14 protein-coding genes are annotated in these 16131 nt (G+C 66.0%); 5 read left to right on the top strand and 9 right to left on the bottom strand.

Going from position 1 to position 16131, the window contains the following annotated elements:
- Positions 1-121: 121 nt before the first annotated feature.
- Positions 122-1744: a polyprenol phosphomannose-dependent alpha 1,6 mannosyltransferase MptB gene (gene mptB / locus DBR22_RS06130; protein ID WP_108598261.1), complete on the top strand. Its 1623-nt coding sequence runs from the start codon at positions 122-124 to the stop codon at positions 1742-1744.
- A 21-nt stretch (positions 1745-1765) separates the two neighbouring features.
- Here mptB and DBR22_RS06125 read toward each other — a convergent pair whose 3' ends face one another.
- The gene (locus DBR22_RS06125) at positions 1766-2527 is read right to left on the bottom strand and encodes an SDR family NAD(P)-dependent oxidoreductase (RefSeq protein ID WP_108598260.1); all 762 of its coding nucleotides are present in this window, start codon (positions 2525-2527) and stop codon (positions 1766-1768) included.
- Between the two features lie 168 nt (positions 2528-2695).
- On the opposite strand from DBR22_RS06125, the gene DBR22_RS06120 reads away from it, so the two are divergent.
- The gene (locus DBR22_RS06120; RefSeq protein ID WP_108598259.1) at positions 2696-2998 is read left to right on the top strand and encodes a DUF4193 domain-containing protein; all 303 of its coding nucleotides are present in this window, start codon (positions 2696-2698) and stop codon (positions 2996-2998) included.
- 20 nt (positions 2999-3018) lie between these two features.
- On the opposite strand, the gene DBR22_RS06115 is transcribed toward DBR22_RS06120, so the two are convergent.
- The 4 genes from DBR22_RS06115 to DBR22_RS06100 form a co-directional block, all read right to left on the bottom strand.
- Positions 3019-4245 carry a glycosyltransferase 87 family protein gene (locus DBR22_RS06115; RefSeq protein ID WP_181365049.1) on the bottom strand — a complete coding sequence of 409 codons (1227 nt, stop codon included), beginning with the start codon at positions 4243-4245 and terminating at the stop codon, positions 3019-3021.
- 61 nt (positions 4246-4306) lie between these two features.
- Positions 4307-5659 carry a glycosyltransferase family 87 protein gene (locus DBR22_RS06110; RefSeq protein WP_108598257.1) on the bottom strand — a complete coding sequence of 451 codons (1353 nt, stop codon included), beginning with the start codon at positions 5657-5659 and terminating at the stop codon, positions 4307-4309.
- A gap of 119 nt (positions 5660-5778) precedes the next feature.
- A complete protein-coding gene (locus DBR22_RS06105) occupies positions 5779-6888 on the bottom strand; it encodes a GTP pyrophosphokinase (RefSeq protein ID WP_108598256.1) in 1110 nt (369 codons plus the stop codon).
- A gap of 47 nt (positions 6889-6935) precedes the next feature.
- The gene (locus DBR22_RS06100; RefSeq protein WP_108598273.1) at positions 6936-7235 is read right to left on the bottom strand and encodes a putative quinol monooxygenase; all 300 of its coding nucleotides are present in this window, start codon (positions 7233-7235) and stop codon (positions 6936-6938) included.
- A 92-nt stretch (positions 7236-7327) separates the two neighbouring features.
- Here DBR22_RS06100 and DBR22_RS06095 point away from each other — a divergent pair, with 92 nt between their 5' ends.
- On the top strand, positions 7328-7981 hold the full coding sequence (locus tag DBR22_RS06095; RefSeq protein ID WP_108598255.1) for a cation transporter: 654 nt from the start codon (positions 7328-7330) through the stop codon (positions 7979-7981).
- Between the two features lie 6 nt (positions 7982-7987).
- Here DBR22_RS06095 and DBR22_RS06090 read toward each other — a convergent pair whose 3' ends face one another.
- From DBR22_RS06090 to DBR22_RS06075, 4 genes are all read right to left on the bottom strand, one after another.
- A complete protein-coding gene (locus tag DBR22_RS06090; protein WP_108598254.1) occupies positions 7988-8833 on the bottom strand; it encodes an SDR family oxidoreductase in 846 nt (281 codons plus the stop codon).
- A gap of 94 nt (positions 8834-8927) precedes the next feature.
- Positions 8928-10508, bottom strand: a complete 1581-nt coding sequence (locus DBR22_RS06085; RefSeq protein ID WP_108598253.1) for a succinic semialdehyde dehydrogenase — start codon at positions 10506-10508, stop codon at positions 8928-8930.
- 122 nt (positions 10509-10630) lie between these two features.
- Positions 10631-11590: a polysaccharide deacetylase family protein gene (locus DBR22_RS06080; RefSeq protein WP_108598252.1), complete on the bottom strand. Its 960-nt coding sequence runs from the start codon at positions 11588-11590 to the stop codon at positions 10631-10633.
- Positions 11591-11636: 46 nt separating this feature from the next.
- Complete coding sequence (locus DBR22_RS06075) at positions 11637-13169, bottom strand: purine-cytosine permease family protein (protein WP_108598251.1); 1533 nt, start codon at positions 13167-13169, stop codon at positions 11637-11639.
- 109 nt (positions 13170-13278) lie between these two features.
- Here DBR22_RS06075 and DBR22_RS06070 point away from each other — a divergent pair, with 109 nt between their 5' ends.
- A complete protein-coding gene (locus DBR22_RS06070; protein WP_108598250.1) occupies positions 13279-14847 on the top strand; it encodes a PucR family transcriptional regulator in 1569 nt (522 codons plus the stop codon).
- Positions 14848-15014: 167 nt separating this feature from the next.
- Entirely contained in the window at positions 15015-15974 is a 960-nt protein-coding gene (locus tag DBR22_RS06065; RefSeq protein WP_108598249.1) for a DUF559 domain-containing protein, read from the top strand.
- Positions 15975-16131: the final 157 nt, after the last annotated feature.

Here is a 16131-nt window from a genome sequence, read left to right as displayed (position 1 = left end):
GGCGCGGCGGCCCCTAAACATTCTGGGGCATGCCGCAGGCCAACTGCTAAAATGGCGTGGTTGAAGGGCGGCCTATAGCTGGTCCAGCCAGCGCCGTAACGCAAGTAGGGGACCACATAACATGACGGCAGGCGGTTCACACCTGAGCACTTCGGAGAGTTCCCCTGTCCCGTCCAAAAAGACGGCTGCAGAACTCCCGCGCTCAGTAGTGCCTGACTCCACCCCGTCGCCGGCCAAACGCCGGGCCTACATCGCTATCTGGCAGGGGTTCCTCGGCGCCCTGATGATGTTTGTGGGCTCCATCGGAACAGGCTGGATTGCCAACGGCTCGCCCATGATCCGCCAGCCCGTGGTCATAGCCCTGCGGACCGAGGGCTGGGGCGTCACCCTGTCCACGGTCCTGCTGACGGTGGGCGCCATGCTGCTGATGCGTTCCTGGCTGCGGCTGGGGCAGAGGCTGGGCGACTGGAGCGGATCGTCCCTGCGCCCGGTGGTGATCGCCATCTCCGCCTGGTCCCTTCCCCTCCTCCTCGCAGTGCCCATCTTCTCCCGCGACGTCTACGCCTACACGGGCCAGGGCCGCCTGGTCCTGGAGGGCCAGAACCCGTACGACGTCGGCATTTCCACGCTCAACAACTGGTTTTCCCTCGGCGCCGACCCCGCCTGGGCGGAGGCCCGGACGCCCTACGGGCCATACTTCCTGTGGCTCGCCCGCGGCGTGGTTGAACTGACCGGAGCCCAGCCCGACGTTTCCGTCCTGCTCTTCCGGCTGCTCGCCGGCGTCGGGGTGGTCCTCTGCGTCATCTACGTGCCCAAACTGGCCGAACTGCACGGCATCAACGGCGCGCGCGCCCTCTGGATCGCCGTGGCCAACCCGCTGTTCCTCATCAGCTTCGTGGCCAGCGCCCACAACGACGCACTCATGGTGGGCCTCGCCGTCGCTGGCGTCTACTTCGCCGCAACAAGGCGCTACCTGCTGGGCATCCTGCTGGTCACCGCGTCCATCGGCATCAAGCCGATCACCGTTCTGCTGCTCCCGTTCATCGGTGTTATGTGGGCCGGACCGGGTGCCTCGTGGATGCGCAAGTTCCTGATCTGGGGCGCGACGGCGGGAATCAGTTTCGGCGTGCTGGCCGTCAGCGGCCTGCCGTACAACCTCGGGATGGGCTGGGTCTGGGCGATCATGGACCCGACGCCGGGTTACACCGGCTATTCGCCGTCAGGCTTCCTGGGGCAGCAGGTGGAGTTCCTCGGCAACGTGCTGGGACTGCCCGGCGGCACCTTCGCTGACCTGCTGCGCACCGGCATGAAGTGGGCGGCCATCGGGCTGGTCCTGCTGCTGATGTTCCGCGGCGATTATTCGCGGGCGGTGCGCCGGATGGCCCTGGCATTCACCGCCGTCGTGATGCTCTCGCCCATCATCCAGCCCTGGTACATCCTCTGGTTCCTGCCGTTCCTGGCGGTCACGGGCATCCGCAACGACTGGCAGATCCGGAGCCTCTACGTGGGCGTCACATTCTTTGTGGTGTTCGGCGCCCAGGACCAGCTTTCGGTCTGGTCCTTCGTGGAACTGCCCATTGACGCGTCGTCGCTGGCGTTCGTGACGGCACTGCTCTTCACGTTCTACCTGCTGTTCCTTGACGTCCACACCCGCAAGCTGCTGATCGAGGCCAAGCCCTCGGACTCGGCGCGCAAGGCTGTCCGCTGGGTGCAGGAGCAGTGGCGGGGCATCCGCGCCCGCTGAGCCTGCCGTTGAAGTGCTGGCTCAGGTGAGGCGCTCGCCCGTGACCGTGGCCAGGTGGTTCAGCAGCGCGTTCTGGAACTCACGGTCGTAAACCGCGGGGTGCGCTTTGCGCCGGTCCTGGTGGTACCAGTAGCCGCCGCTGGTCAGTGCCTCCGGGTCGTCGCTGGTGGCGAGCCATTCCTGGGTGAGGTGGCCCAGCCGCAGGTCGTCCGGAGCGCCGGCGCCGCCCATTTTGGTTGGCACCCACCCGGGATCCACGGCGTTGCCGAGCACCCCAGGCCATAAACGCGCGACGGCGGCGCTCATGGCGGTGACGTAGAGCTTGCTGTCGGAGTAGGTAATGCGTTGGGGCTTTCCGCCCTGGCCGCTGCCGCCCTGCCCCGTGCCGGGCAGCCCCGTGCCGGGCAGGGCCGGGTGGCCGCCGCGGTGCATGCCGCTGCTGAGGTAGATCAGCCGGCGCGGGCGTTTGATGAGGGCGGTCAGCAGGTATGGAGCGGCGACGTTGACGTCGAAGATGTGCGGGCCCGTGTACACGCCTGCGTTGTGGATCACGGCGTCCACGGAACCGTGCCGATTAACTTGGGCAGCGACGTCGCGCGTTTGTTCCGGATCCGACAGGTCACCCGCCACGCCCGTTGCCCCGCCATCGAGGAGATCCTGTGCCGCGGCCAGCCGGGCGTCGCTGCGGGCATGCACAGTGACGTCATGGCCGCCGTCCAGTAGGGTATGGGCAGTCAGCCGTCCGAGCCCGTCGGCGGAGCCCGTGATGAAAATGCGCGCCATCTCTCCTCCTTCTCCCCAGCCAGTGTCGCACCACCACCCGAGGTTCCGGGGCCCTGGTCGGAGCCCTGCCCACCCGGATCTCCGAATGCGGGAACAACGGCGGGCTGGTGTACGTTGCAGTCACGTCAGAAAAGATCATCAGATACGTCAGAAATGAGAATCACCCCAGTGGCAACCGATTACGACGAAGTCCGTTCCGATGTCAAGGAATCCCAGGACCGTTCATTGGAGGCGCTGCAGTCCGCGAACGCGCCGGATGCCCGCAGCGTCGTCAGTGAACTGGATCAGGCCGATGCGCTCGATGAAGGCATGACCCCCGGTGGAGAGATTGTCAACGAAGAGCTCATCGTGCAGGTCATTCCCCAGGCCGCGGACGAGTTCACCTGCTTTTCCTGTTTCCTGGTCCGGCACCGTTCCCAGCTCGCGAAGGAGAAGGACGGGCACAAATACTGCATCGAGTGTGAGGGCTAAACCTCACCTCTCCAGCAGGCTCAGGCCGCTGTGGCCTCCGGCGCAAGCTTTGTCTTTCGCCCGAGCTCAGCTGTCCGCTTCACCGACCACCAGAGCAGCACCACCAGGAGCACGTTGCGGGTGGTGAGAATGGCGGCCATGACCGGGTGCGCGTGGATGAGCGGCGTGTAGAACAGCGGGTAGATCACAAAAGTGGTGACGGCGATGCCCATCAGCAGGGCCGCCGGGACCTTCCAGCGGTCCCAGTCATGCGTCAGGCCAGCGATGATCACCGGCGCCAGCCAGATGATGAACTGCGGCGAACCCACCTTGTTGAAGACGATGAACGCCGTGGTCATCATCAGGGCACCCTCGAGGAAAAGCTCTTCCCGCTCGGCGCCGCGGTTCAGCGCACGGATCAGCAGGACAGCGGCCACCACGGCAGCGAGGATCAGCAGCGGCTGCATCAGGAAAGCCGCCACAGACGCGCCCGGGCCGTACACCTCGGTGGAATTGATGGCGGTATTGTCAGCCATCCTGGAGCCCGCGATGTTGAACACGCTCAGCCACACCCACGGCGTTGAGAAGGTGGCCTCAAGCTGCATGCCGCGCTCGCCCTGGTTGGTGAGGAAGTCCAGGATGTGCGGCAGCCCGCCGGTCAGCCAGGTCCCCAGGCCGACGACGGCGGTCACGGCCACGCCGGAGGCCAGCACCTGGAGGCGCTTCCTGCTGGCAATGATGATCGGCACCAGGACTGCGGCAGGTGCCACCTTGATCCACGTGGCAACACTGAGCAGGATGCCGGCCACGACGGGGCGTTCGGCCGCGTACAGCAGGGCGATCAGCACGATGGGCGCCGTGATGCCCTCCACCCGGGCGAAGCTGAGGTAGCCCATAAAGACGGTGAAAAACAGCCACCACCAGGCCGGGGCAATGCCCTTCACCTTCCGCGGTCCGCGGGTCAGGAAGGCGAGCCCGACGGCGTTGAGGGCTGTGATGATCAGGAACCAGACCAGGAGGTACAGGTCAGGACCCGCGACTCCGGCGAGGAAGATCGGGATCTGTGCCAGCACGGGGTATACCCAGGGGCTGATCTTGCCGTCCAGGCTGTCCGGGTTGTAGCCGTCCATGGCCCACTGGCGGTACTGCTCCGTGTCGCTGAACGTGTCGCCGCTGAGGAAGAAGGACGCCATCCAGCCCAGGAAGTACAGGTGGACCACGGCGAAGCCCCACCAGACACTGGACGGACGGGCGAACCAGTCCACCACGGGCGCGGGCAGGACGGCACTGCGGACGCTGACCAGCCGGTCAAAGAACTTCGTGGAAATGTCAGGACTCCTTGAGCGCGGGGACTGACGCGGAAGTCTTTTTACCCAGTGAATACAGGCGCCGCACCGACCACAGGAACAGGACCACCAGCAGGACGTTGCGGATGGTCAGGACACCGGCCATCAGCGGGTTGTTGTGGCTCAGGGCGTCATAGAACAGGGGGTAGATGAAGAACGTGGCCACGGCAATGGCGATCAGCATCGCTGCCGGAACCCGCCATTCGCGCCAGCTGTGGGCCAGCCCGACGGCGACAGCGGGTGCCAGCCAGACCATGAACTGGGGCGAGCCCACCTTGTTGAAGACCACAAAAGCGGTGGCCAGCGTCAGGGCGCCGGCGAGGAGCAGTTCGGTACGGTCAACGCCGCCGTCGGGCTCGCTGCTGCCGTTGACCTTTCCGTTGTGCAGCGCCCAGAACGTCAGGCCGGCCACCAGGAGCGCGGCCAGGATGAGGAGGGGCTGCATCAGGAAGGACATGACGGCGGTCCCGGGTCCGTCCACCTGCATCGAGTTGATGTCCGTGTTCATGTACATCCGGGAATCGCCGATATTGAGCACGGAAAGCCACAGCCACGGCGTGGTGAAGGTGGCCTCCAGCTGCATGCCCCTGTCGCCCTGCTGGGTGAGGAAGTTCAGGAGACGGGGCACGGTACCGAGGACTGCGGCCAGGGCGACGACGGCGGCGGAGGTGACCACGCCGGCGAGGACCACCAGCATCCGGTTCTTGACCACGGCGAAGAGCGCGAGCATGACGGCGGCCGGCCAGACCTTCATCCAGGTGCCGATGCTGAGCAGGATTGAGGCGATGAACGGGCGCTGCACACCGTAGGCCAGGGCTACCAGGACGATCGGGGCTGTCAGGCCGTCCACGCGGGCGAAGCCCAGCCAGCCGAGGAGCAGGGTGAAGACCAGCCACCACCAGCCGGCGGGGATGGCGTCCTGGTTCCGGCCGCGGTCCGTGAGCTTCAGCAGGCCCCAGCCGTTGAGCAGGCTGGTCATCAGGACCCAGAGGAAGAAGAAAGGACCGGGCCCCGCCAGGCCGGCGATCGCCATGGGGATCAGCGCCAGGATGGGGTAGACCCAGGGACTGGGTCCGCCGCTGAGGTTTGCCTCGTTAAATCCGGCCAGCGCCCATTCGCGGTAGATGAAGGTATCGCTGAAGGCTTCGCCCCGCAGGGACAGCAGCGCTCCGAAGATCAGGAACCCCAGGTGCACCGCGATGTAGCCCGTCAGCAGCCCCCGCGGCGTGTTGAGCCAGGACCGTGCGGACGCCGGGAGGATGACGTTGCGGATCCGGGTGAGCGTGCCGAAGAATGCGTCCGTGGAAATGGCGGAATCCTTGTCAGAGAGGGGCAAAACAGGGGCCGGATCTTGCCGCTGGGCTGGAACCGGGAGCTGGAGGGGTCCGTTTACAACAGCCTCCGCTATAGGTCAAGGGTAGTTGAATGCAGCCGGTGCCGAATAATCCTGCGGCCTTAGGTGGACTTGGTGTGCCGGTAACGCTCGATCTGTTTGAGCCGCCGCAGGAGGCTGTCCCGCCGCGGGTGCGGGACGGCGTCGGGCGCTTCCGCGGTGAGGTCAATGTGCTTGGTTCCGTACTGCCACAGCAGAAGGTCATCCAGCAGGCGGTCCGGACCGGGGGAGTAGCGGTGATCCAGGGCCTTGCGGACCTCCGTGATCCGCTGCGCGCTGAGCAGGCCGGCCAGTTGCATGGTCTGGTTCAGGCCGTGGGCAGCCATTAGTTCAGCAGCCCAGCCCCAGTCATCGTCTACCTTGCGGTCAACGTGCGGCAGCAGCGTGCGCCAGACGTCGCGGATCCGGTTGGGGGTGAGCTGGGCCGCGCCCTCACCTTCCATGTCCCAATAGCTGCGGACCTCCTCATAGCGCTCGTGCAGGTCCGCGAAGGCGCTTTCCACGGTTTCCAGCATCGCCGCGGTGGCCGTGAACTGCCGGTCGAAGTGCGGGGTCCATGCCCGCGGATCCTCGGCCTTGAACCGGATGTCATGCTCGATCTCGCTCCACGCGTGTGCGAAGACCGTGCGGATCTGGCATTCGAAGAAATAGCTGCCGTTGGGCTGGACATCCGGGTTGAAGACCGACTGGTACTCCTTGACGGCCTCATTCTGGATGGTGCGCAGGATGAGGTGCCGGCTGGAGTAGCCGTAGGTGCCGGACTCGATGGAGCCGATGTCCTTTTCCCGGTCGCCGCGGCAATCGAACACCTGGCGCTGGCGTTTGATGATGTTGGCCACCAGGGCGTTCTCCGTGGGCAGTTTGGTGATGACGCGCACGCCCACCATGTCGTTGAGGGTGCGGAACGGGTCCGGAAACTTCAGTGCCGGCGGGCCCCCGGGCTCCAGCGGCTCCTCGATCCGGGAGATTTTCTCCCGGAACGATTCCACGGACTTGGTGCGCCCGGTAACGAAGAGCGGCGTGACCTCAGTGTCCTTCAGCATGCCCCGGAGGATGTGCAGGACTTCGCGGGTGACCAGCTTCAGGGCAGGCCGGACCCGCTCGTAGATCTCAACGTTCTCCTGCACGGATTCACGCTGGCTGACGTCCAGGCTGTCCCAGTTACTCGGCATGGTCCCAGCTTACGGCGAGGGTGTGACAGTACCCGCGCGCGCCCGGCTCAGCCCAGTGGCGAGCCGAGCACCGTGAACTGGTTACCGCCCATGGTTCCGGTCAGAAGCGGCAGCGCCTCGGCGATTGCCGCCCGTACACTGTCCAGCTGAAGCGATGCCCGGTGCGCCTCGGGCGACTCCCAGAGTTCGCAGACGAATACCGTGTCCCGGGACTCCTCATTGATCCCCACTTCATACAGCAGGCAACCGGCTTCCTTGAGCCCGGCCATGGGCCTGAGCAGGATTGCCGCGACGGCATCGCGCTGGCCGGGCTTGGTTTCGAGGCTTCCCACATTCGCAAAGGTCATGGAGACAGTGTGCAGCACCGGCGGGACCGATGTAGGAGACACGGCTCATCGTTGCGATACACAGATCCGGGCGCCGCCCCTAAAGTGAGACCGTGGATACCACCAGTGCCGGGGACGCCTTCAACGATCAGGACGCTCACGGCCTTGCGCGGCGGCTCAAGCGTGCGGTTCTGCTGGTCGCGGGGCTGAACCTTGCCTACTTCTTTGTCGAGTTCACGGTGGCGTTGGCGATCGGCTCGGTATCCCTGTTTGCCGACAGCGTGGACTTCCTCGAAGACACCGCCATCAACCTGCTGATCTTCCTGGCGCTGGGGTGGTCGCTGCACCGCCAGGCACTTGCCGGGAAGGCGATGGCCATCTTCATCCTGGTCCCGGCCCTGGCGGCGGCCTGGCAGGCATTCATCAAGTTCACCGATCCGGAGCCCCCGGACCCGTTGGCGCTGGTGGTGACGGCCGGCGGTGCGGTGATGGTGAATCTGGCCTGTTCCCTTGTCCTGGCCCGGTTCCGCCATCACGGCGGATCGATGGCCACGGCGGCTTTCCTCTCCGCCCGCAATGACGTGCTGATCAATCTGGCCATCATTGCCATGGGTGTCCTGACTCTCTGGACGGCCTCCGGCTGGCCCGATCTGGTGCTGGGCACCTTCATCGTCCTCCTCAATTTCCGCGCGGCGAAAGAGGTCTGGGAGACAGCGGAGGAAGAACGGCTGGCAGCGAAGGCCTTGGCCGGTGAGGAGATCGACTGACCGGCTCTACTCCGCCTCCGGGGCGGTCCCGGCCGCGTGCCCGGTGCCAGGGCGGCCGGTGAAATGGTCCATGGTCCGGTTGATGCCCAGGACATCCATCAGGCGGTCGAAGGCTGCAACGGGGAGGATCCGGGCCGCCGGAACCAGATTCACCAGCGGCGGGAGGACCAGCTTCTCGCGGCCGGCCTCAATTCCGTCAAGGATCTTCACCGCCACCTCTTCCTCCTTGAGGATGGGCAGCAGGAGCGGAAACCGGGTCCGGACGCCGTCGAACATTCCCGTATCGATGTAATAGGGGCAGACCACCAGCGTGCTGACCCCACTGCCGCCACTCCGCAGCTCGGCGCGCAATGACTCGTTGAACCCGAACGCCGCGAACTTGCTGGCGGAGTAATCCGTCTGCCGCGCCACACCCACCAGCCCCGCAGCACTCGCAACAGTGACCACGGTGCCGCACCCACGGCTGGTCATCCCTGGCAGGAACGCCCGCGTCACCCAGTAGAGGGCCAGTACGTTGACGTTGAAAGTGCGTTCAATGTCCTCATCTGCAGCGTCCAGGAGAAGCCGGCCGCTGACCACACCCGCATTGTTGATCAGGACATCAATGGGCCCGGCCTCGGTGGCCGCCGCTTTTACGGCATCCCTGTCCGCAACGTTGACCGTTTGGGCTTCCGCAGTGCCGCCCGCGGCGCGTATTTCGTCCCGGACGTTCGCCCCGCCGTCGGCTGAGAGGTCCCAGATCAGCACCCGGGCACCGCGTTCTGCAGCCAGCAGCGCCATGCGGCGGCCGAGCCCGCTTCCCCCGCCGGTGACCAGCACGGTGCTGCCGGACAGTGTGGTTCCATGGGCCATGTCAGGTCTCCTGTTTTTCAAATTCGTGGGTGGTGCTCGACGGCGGGTGGACGGCTGGGTGCGGCGGCACGCCTTCCCAAGGGACCTGGCCCAGTCAGGGGAACCGGCTCATCAGCTTGACGGCGCCCTTCATGATCCGGACATACCTTTCGTTGGTCATCCCGGGAGGCGGACCTACCGGGAGCAGCCGCTGCAGGGAGACGGTCTGCGCCTCCGTGTACTTCAGGATGCCCTCCCGGCCGTGCCGGCGCCCGGTGCCGGAGTCCTTCATGCCGCCGATCGGGGCATCATGGGACGCCCAGGTTGCGGCATAGCCGTCGTTGACGTTGACCGTCCCGGCCAGCAGCCGGCGGGCCATCGGGACGCCATGGCGGGCGGACCAGACGCTGGCGTTGAGGCCGTACTCGGTGTCGTTTGCCAGGGCCACTGCCTCGGCGTCGTCCTCCACCTGGTAGACGGCCACCACGGGTCCGAAGGTCTCCTCGCGCGCCAGGAGCATCCTGTCCGTCACGCCGGTAAGGATCGTGGGCTCGTAGAACAGCGGCCCAAGGTCCGGGCGGCTGCGGCCTCCGCTGACCAGCCGGGCACCCTTGGACAACGCGTCTTCGACATGGGCGGTGACCGTCTCCAGCTGCTTGGCGCTGATGAGCGATCCCATTCCGATGTCCCAGTCCGGCCCAGGGCCCAGCCGCAGGCGCTGGGCCTCTGCCGTGAAGGCAGCCAGGAAAGGCTCGAAAACGGCGCGGTGGACGTAGATCCGCTCGATGCTGACGCACAGCTGGCCGGAGTTGGAGAAACACGCCTGGACGGCGCCGCGGGCTGCCTTGGCAAGGTCCGCATCGGCAAGGACCAGCATGGGATTCTTCCCGCCAAGCTCCGCGGAGAAACCGATGAGCCGCTCGCCGCACTGCCTGGCCACGGCTTTTCCGGTGGCCGAGGAGCCGGTGAACATCACGAAGTCGGCCCGGTTGATGATGGCAGATCCCAGCAGCGGCCCGGGTCCCGTCACTATCTGGAAGAGGTCCTGCGGAAGCCCTGCCTCCCGCAGCAGCTTGAGCGCCAGCAGTGCCGTGAACGGCGTCTGGGAATCCGGTTTGAGGACAACGCCGTTGCCGGCCAGGAGGGCAGGAATAGCGTCCGAAACGGCGAGGGTGAGGGGATAGTTCCAGGGGCTGATGATCCCGACGACGCCCTTGGGCAGGCGGTACTCCACCGTTCTGGTGAGGAGGGGAGCGGCGCCCTTGCGGCGGGCCGGCCGGAGGTACCGCGGTGCGGTCCGCTCGTAGTAGCTGGCCGTCAGGGCGACGTCGGCGAGTTCCTCGAACGCACTGAGCCGGGACTTTCCGCTTTCGGCCTGGACGATGTCCAGGATCCCGGGCTCCTGCTGCAGGAGCAGGTCGCGGAACCGCCGGATGACTGCACGGCGTTCCGTCAGTGGAACGGCTGCCCATGCGCGCTGGGCCGTTCGGGCGCTGGCGACGGCGGCCTCGACGTCGTCCGTTGTGCAGACCGGAACGTCCCCCAGCAGGCTGCCGTCGAACGGGGCGTGCGATGCCTGGGTAGGCCGCCCCGGGGCGGCGGCCACGAGACCGGAGAGCACGGAAGTGCCGGCAGGGGCACGCCATTCACGGCCCGTGACTGCCGGCGTCGGGCCCGGTTCCGTCGTGCTGGCCATGGTGTGTTCCCCTCGTCCGGACGATAACAATTCTGAGCCTAGCCGCCAGGGCCCGTCGTGGGCCGGAAACAGGAAATCTCCCGCCGGAAGGAATCCGGCGGGAGTTTTCGTGTCTGATCTGCTCAGCCGAGGCTGGCTGTCGGCTTCGTCTGCAGAACCTCCGCAGGCGTGAACCGTGCGCCCGTATCCGGGAAGGACGGGACCTCGATCCGGGCGTGGGTGTGGACCTCCTGGACAGTTTTGCGGGTGTGCTCGGCGATCTCCTCCATGGTGGTGACCCACATGCCGTCCATCGACTTGACCCGTTCAATCAGCTTTTCCAGGGCAACCGCCTTGGAAGGCCGCCCGGAAATGAACGGGTGGTTGGTCAGGACGAAGCAGCTTCCCTGGGCGTGGTGGGCCTCAGCTTCGAGGGTCCACATCTCCAGGACCTTAGCCGGGCTCTCGATGACGCCGCTGCCGGTCACGCCGGGGTAGAACGCGTACTGCTCCCAGTCGTCCAGGGTCCAGTCCACGGGGATCTCCACGATGTCCCGGCTGTCACCCGGGGCGACGCTGAAGCGGTAGGGGGCGTCGCCGTCGAGCAGGCTCGAATCGTAGAGGAAGCCGCGGTCCGCGAGGAGTGCGGGGGAGTGCCAGTTGAGTTCCCACCACGGTGCCCGGTACCCGACGGGCTCGACGCCGGCCGCTTTGGCCAGTGCCTCCAGTCCCCGGTCGATGTACCGCGCCTCCGTCTCGGCGTCGATGCCCTGCATCGGTTCATGCAGGTAGCCGTGGTGCGCCACCTCGTGTCCGGCGTCCACAATGCGGCGGACGGTGTCCGGGTAGCACTCGGCGGTGAAGCCGGGAACGAAGAACGTGGCACGGATGTCCTGGCGCTGCAGGATCTGCAGCAGCCGCGGCACGGCAACCTTGGGCCCGTAGGACTGGTGGGTCATCAGGGACATCCGTTTGGTGCTCTTCGGATCGTGCGCGATGGTGCAGGATTCGGCGTCGACGTCGAAGGTGAAGGAGGCGGCTGCCTGCTTGCCTTCGGGCCAGGTGATCGGGTGGGCGGAGTCCGGAAATGCTGCGGTGGTCATGTCAGTTCCTCGTGTTCGGGTCCGGCGTGTTCTGGGACCGGCGTGTTCAGAGTCCGGCCGGGGCGCTGGGCTGGGGCTGCGTTTCAAAGCGAAGGTCGGCGGTGGCCTGTGCAACCGTGGCGGCCGGCAAAGCGGAGTCCAGGTACTTGCGGTGGGCCTTCGGGCCCAGGATGGCGTAGCTGGTGGCGCTGGCAACGCCGCCGGCGAGCCAGGACAGGTCCCAGCCGCCCAGGGCCACGGCGATGGGGCCCTGCATTGCGGGAACGAGTCCGTACATGAACAGCCAGGTGGCGAAGATGCCCACCAGGAGGGAGATCACGCCGGCCCAGTTGACGCCCGGGAGGCGCTTGGTGCCCACGGCGTCGAAGAGCCGCTCCGGGTTGCCCGGCCATTTCTTTTCGATCCAGAAGTAGTGGACCAGCATGACGCCGCCCCAGGCAGCAACCCAGGCGACCAGGCCGATGAGCCAGGCGTCGAGTACTGCTGCGAAGTCTTCCTGGAAGATGAAGAAGATGACGGCGATGAGGGAGAAGACGCCGACGAACAGGTTGAGTTTGCGGCGGCTGATGGTGATGTCCAGGGACTGGGTGGCCACCGAGAAGGTGTAGATGTTCAGGATGTTGGTGGCGATGGGGCCGTGGAGCACCATCAGCAGCACGGGCAGGGCGAGGACGCCGAAGTTCTGGACGATGAGTTTGCCGGGGTCCACTTCGCCGCTGTTGGTGGCCAGGCTTGCGCCCAGGATGCCGAGCCAGACAACGGGGATGAACTGGCCCAGGACTGAGGCCAGGTAGACCTTCTTCTTGGGAACTTCAGTGCTGACGAACCGGGAGTAGTCTGCAGCGTAGGTGAACCAGGTGATGCCCCAGCCGATGCCGATGGCGGTCATCACGGCGCTCATGGCCGCGATCCGCTCGGAGCCTTCCAGGATGTTGCCGGCAGGGCCCGCGTAGGACCAGTTGATCTTCATGCCGAACCAGGCGACCGCTGACATGACGGCCAGGATGATGATGGTGGGCGGGACGGTCCACTTCTCGAAGGCTGCGATCGCCTTGTAGCCGAACCAGGCGATGGCTACCTGGGCCGCCATGATGGTTGTTGCAACGCCGATCTTCCAGCCGTAGTTCTGCGCCGTCGGATCAACCCAGCCGAGCGTACCGAAGAGCGCCATGACCAGGTCCAGGATGATCCAGGTGTTGACTGCGCACCAGCCGATCACCAGGAGCGCCTGGATGGATGCCGGCAGGTAGTTGCCGCGGCGCCCGAACGCTGCGCGGGCCAGGACCATGCCGGTGGCGCCCGTCTTCTGGCCCAGCAGGACGAAGCAGCCGAAGAGCAGCATGCCGATCAGGTTGCCCAGTACCAGGACGATGACGGTGTCAGCGAAACCCAACCCCAGGTGGATTCCCAGGGCGCCAAGCACCCAGTTGATGGGCGCCAGGTTGGCGCCGGCCCAGATCCAGAACTGTCCTGAAACCTTGTGCGTGCGCTGGGACTCCGGAATGGGCTGGAGCCAGGCTTCGCAGTCTTCAAGTGCAGGCTGCTCGGCTGCTCCTGGGGTTGAGTTGTGTTGTTGCATGGGTGGCCTCCGTTGAGGGGGATGGGGATTACTCAAGGTTATGTGGCGCACCGCACACGCACCATATACTATGTGTATTCAATTACCGCTTCCCGTATGACGGAGTGTCATGTCGATCCGCCTCCTGGATGTTTTGAAACATTCCACCCTCACACCCGCCGATCCTGTGATCCGCGCGGCGGCTGCGGTAGCGGCCGAAACCCAGCTTCGCTGGATCCACTCCAGTGAGGTTCTGGACATCGCCCCGTTACTTAGTGGCGGTGAACTGCTGCTGACCGGGGGCCAGGCCCTCGCGGCGGCCAGCGACAAACGGCGTACCGGATACATCTGGGAGCTGTCCGAACGAGGGGTCGCTGCGCTCGCCATAGAGACCGGCGCGGCGCTGCCCTCCATCCCGTCGTCGATGATCGCAGCAGCTGAATCGGCCGGCCTTCCACTGCTGGAGCTCCGCAAGAGGGTGCCTTTTGTGGGGGTGATGGAGGCGATCAACTCGCTGCTGGTGAGCGAATCCGCCGGCCAGCTGCAGCAGGCGGACCAGGCAAGCCACGCCATGGCGGTGGAGCTGGCCCACGGCGGCAGCCTCGACCGGGTCCTGGCCGTGCTTGCGGATGCCACGGGTTCGGAGGTGGTCCTGGCGACCAACGCGGGGGTCACCCTGGCCAGCGCCCTGCCGGCTGGGCACACCAAAGAGTCTGAACCTGCAGCCTCTGCCGAAGGCGGGCAGGATCATGCGCGCGAGATCCATGTTGACGTTTCTGTCCGGGGCATTCCTTCGGCGCGGCTCACCCTTTACGTCCGCGGCGACACCGATGTGAACCTGGCCAGGATCGCAGGGTCCCGTTCGGTGGATATTCTGGCGCTGGCCCTGCTGCAGCGGATGCCTCCCGGCCTCAAGGAGATGGCCGGTGCGGCGCTCATCCGTGCAATTGACTCGGGGACGCAGTCCTGGCGGCTCCAGCAGCTCGCACCTGCAGCCGGGATCGCGGCCCAGGCCCACCTGGTAGCCATTGTTGTCCGTTCCGCCGGCTCCCGGCAGACCCGCACGAATGTGGACCACCTCCTGGACCGGGTGGCCCGGCACAGCGTCAGTTACGCGGACAACGCCGAACTGTTGGCCCTTGCGGTCCTGCATCCTGACAGCCTGCAGGAGGACCGGACCGCCATTGTGGCCGGTTTGCAGTCCATCGCCTCCGCGGAAGGATTTGTCTGTGCGGTGGGACCCGTAGCTTCGGGAATTTCCGCCGCGCCGCAGTCGCTGACGGAAGCCCGGCTCACCTTGGAACTGGCTGCCGACGGCGGTGCGCACCACGGCGGGCACGGACAGGCCGGCGCGGTGCTCGACGCCGAGGCCTTCGCCGTGGAACGGCTCGCCTTCCACTCCCTGGATGAAGGACTCCGCACCGATTTCGTCCGCCAGCAGTTGGGGGCGATCCTTGACTACGATGCCCAGCGCCGGTCCCTGCTGGTGGAGACGTTGAGGATCTGGCTGGATTCCGGCTGCAACACGGCCCAGGCTGCGCGGGAGCTGCACCTGGAACGCCAATCCATGCACCAGCGTCTGCAGCGCATCTTTTCACTCTGCGGCGGCGACCCCCGCGGAACAGGCAGGCTGGCCGCGCTGCACCTCGCCGCCCGACTCGCGCCCCGGCTGACAACAACCCTCGCCGCCACCCACTAGCCGCCGCCCCACCCCCCGGGACGCTCTCTCACTTAACGCAGGTTCTAAGCCGATCCTCTCTCACTTGATGTGGGTTTTCCACGAACGCTCTCGCACTCCACACCTCCGAAGCGGCCGCCTGTGGATAACTTCTGCAGCGTCATGCCGTTTCGGGTCAGAATGCCAGCATGCGAAAGCAAGATTTCCTGCCCCAGCCGATGGCGGCGGCACCGTTCACCTTCGGTTCGGCCGTGACCTCGGGAGTGACCCTGAACCGGCTCCGCCGGAAGGATCTGGTCAACGTGGGCCGCGGTCTTTACCGGCCAGCGGACTGGGACTTTGACCTGGAAGGTGCCGCCAGGGCCTTGTCGGCGGCGTCGCCCGGAGCCTGGATCTCCCACGTCACCGCCGCACGGCTCCGGTGCCAACCGCTGCCCCCGTGGCTTGCGGATTCCACGGAGCTGCATCTGAGCAAACCGCGTTCGCTGCCGTCGGTCCGGCGGAAGGGCGTGCTCGGCCACACGGTCCTGGCGCTGGACGACGAGACCGAAGTGATCGATGGCATCCGCCTGAGCACACGTTCACGGACCTGGCTTGATCTGTCGCGGACGCTGCCGCTCAATGATCTCGTGTGTATGGGGGACGAACTGATCCGCATCCCACGGCCGGATTTTGAAGGGAGGACGAAGCCCCACGAGACGGTGGCGGGGCTGCGCCTGCTGGTGGGCCGCCATCCAAACCTCCAAGGCATCGTCCGGGCCCGTGAAGCGCTGGATCTCATGCGCGTGGGTGCCGACTCGGCCCCCGAATCGCTGCTTCGCTTGGCGATTGCCGACGCCGGGCTGCCCGAACCCGAACTGCAGGTGACACTGCGCGCCGGAGACGCGCGGTCGCCGTCGGCCGATCTCGGATACCGTCACCGTCGGCTCGCAATACAGTACGACGGCGGACATCACCTTGGGGAGGCACAGGTCCTCAGTGACCGGAGACGGGACAAAGCCTTCGAAGCGGCCGGCTGGACGGTCGTTGTCTTCGACAAGGGCGATCTCGCCGACGATTTCCAGCGCGCCGTCACAAAAATCAAACGCGGGCTGCGCAGCGGCTGGCTCGACCACCCTCAAGCGGCTGGTTTTGCCAGCGGCGACTGACCCGCGGCGCAAGAGCGAACCGACCAGAAGGGCGCTTAAAGCCGTGGCGCCCCCTCACCAGGAGTGAGAGAGCGTCACGGGAAAGCCCACATTAAGTGCGAGAGGATCGGCGGAAAACCCACATTAAGTGAGAGAGCGTCCGGGGGTGGGGTGGGGT

The organism is Arthrobacter sp. HMWF013 (assembly GCF_003061105.1).
Taxonomy (GTDB): domain Bacteria; phylum Actinomycetota; class Actinomycetes; order Actinomycetales; family Micrococcaceae; genus Arthrobacter.
Note: the sequence above shows the minus strand (reverse complement) of the source record. Positions and strands in the feature narration are given on the sequence as shown.

Bases quoted from the DNA above. Each gene is read 5' to 3' on its own strand.
- mptB (WP_108598261.1), top strand. From the start codon at position 122: ATGACGGCAGGCGGTTCACACCTGAGCACTTCGGAGAGTTCCCCTGTC.
- DBR22_RS06125 (WP_108598260.1), bottom strand. From the start codon at position 2,527: ATGGCGCGCATTTTCATCACGGGCTCCGCCGACGGGCTCGGACGGCTG.
- DBR22_RS06105 (WP_108598256.1), bottom strand. From the start codon at position 6,888: ATGCCGAGTAACTGGGACAGCCTGGACGTCAGCCAGCGTGAATCCGTG.
- DBR22_RS06080 (WP_108598252.1), bottom strand. From the start codon at position 11,590: ATGACCACCGCAGCATTTCCGGACTCCGCCCACCCGATCACCTGGCCC.
- DBR22_RS06085 (WP_108598253.1), bottom strand. From the start codon at position 10,508: ATGGCCAGCACGACGGAACCGGGCCCGACGCCGGCAGTCACGGGCCGT.
- DBR22_RS06100 (WP_108598273.1), bottom strand. From the start codon at position 7,235: ATGACCTTTGCGAATGTGGGAAGCCTCGAAACCAAGCCCGGCCAGCGC.
- DBR22_RS06070 (WP_108598250.1), top strand. From the start codon at position 13,279: ATGTCGATCCGCCTCCTGGATGTTTTGAAACATTCCACCCTCACACCC.
- DBR22_RS06075 (WP_108598251.1), bottom strand. From the start codon at position 13,169: ATGCAACAACACAACTCAACCCCAGGAGCAGCCGAGCAGCCTGCACTT.
- DBR22_RS06065 (WP_108598249.1), top strand. From the start codon at position 15,015: ATGCGAAAGCAAGATTTCCTGCCCCAGCCGATGGCGGCGGCACCGTTC.
- DBR22_RS06090 (WP_108598254.1), bottom strand. From the start codon at position 8,833: ATGGCCCATGGAACCACACTGTCCGGCAGCACCGTGCTGGTCACCGGC.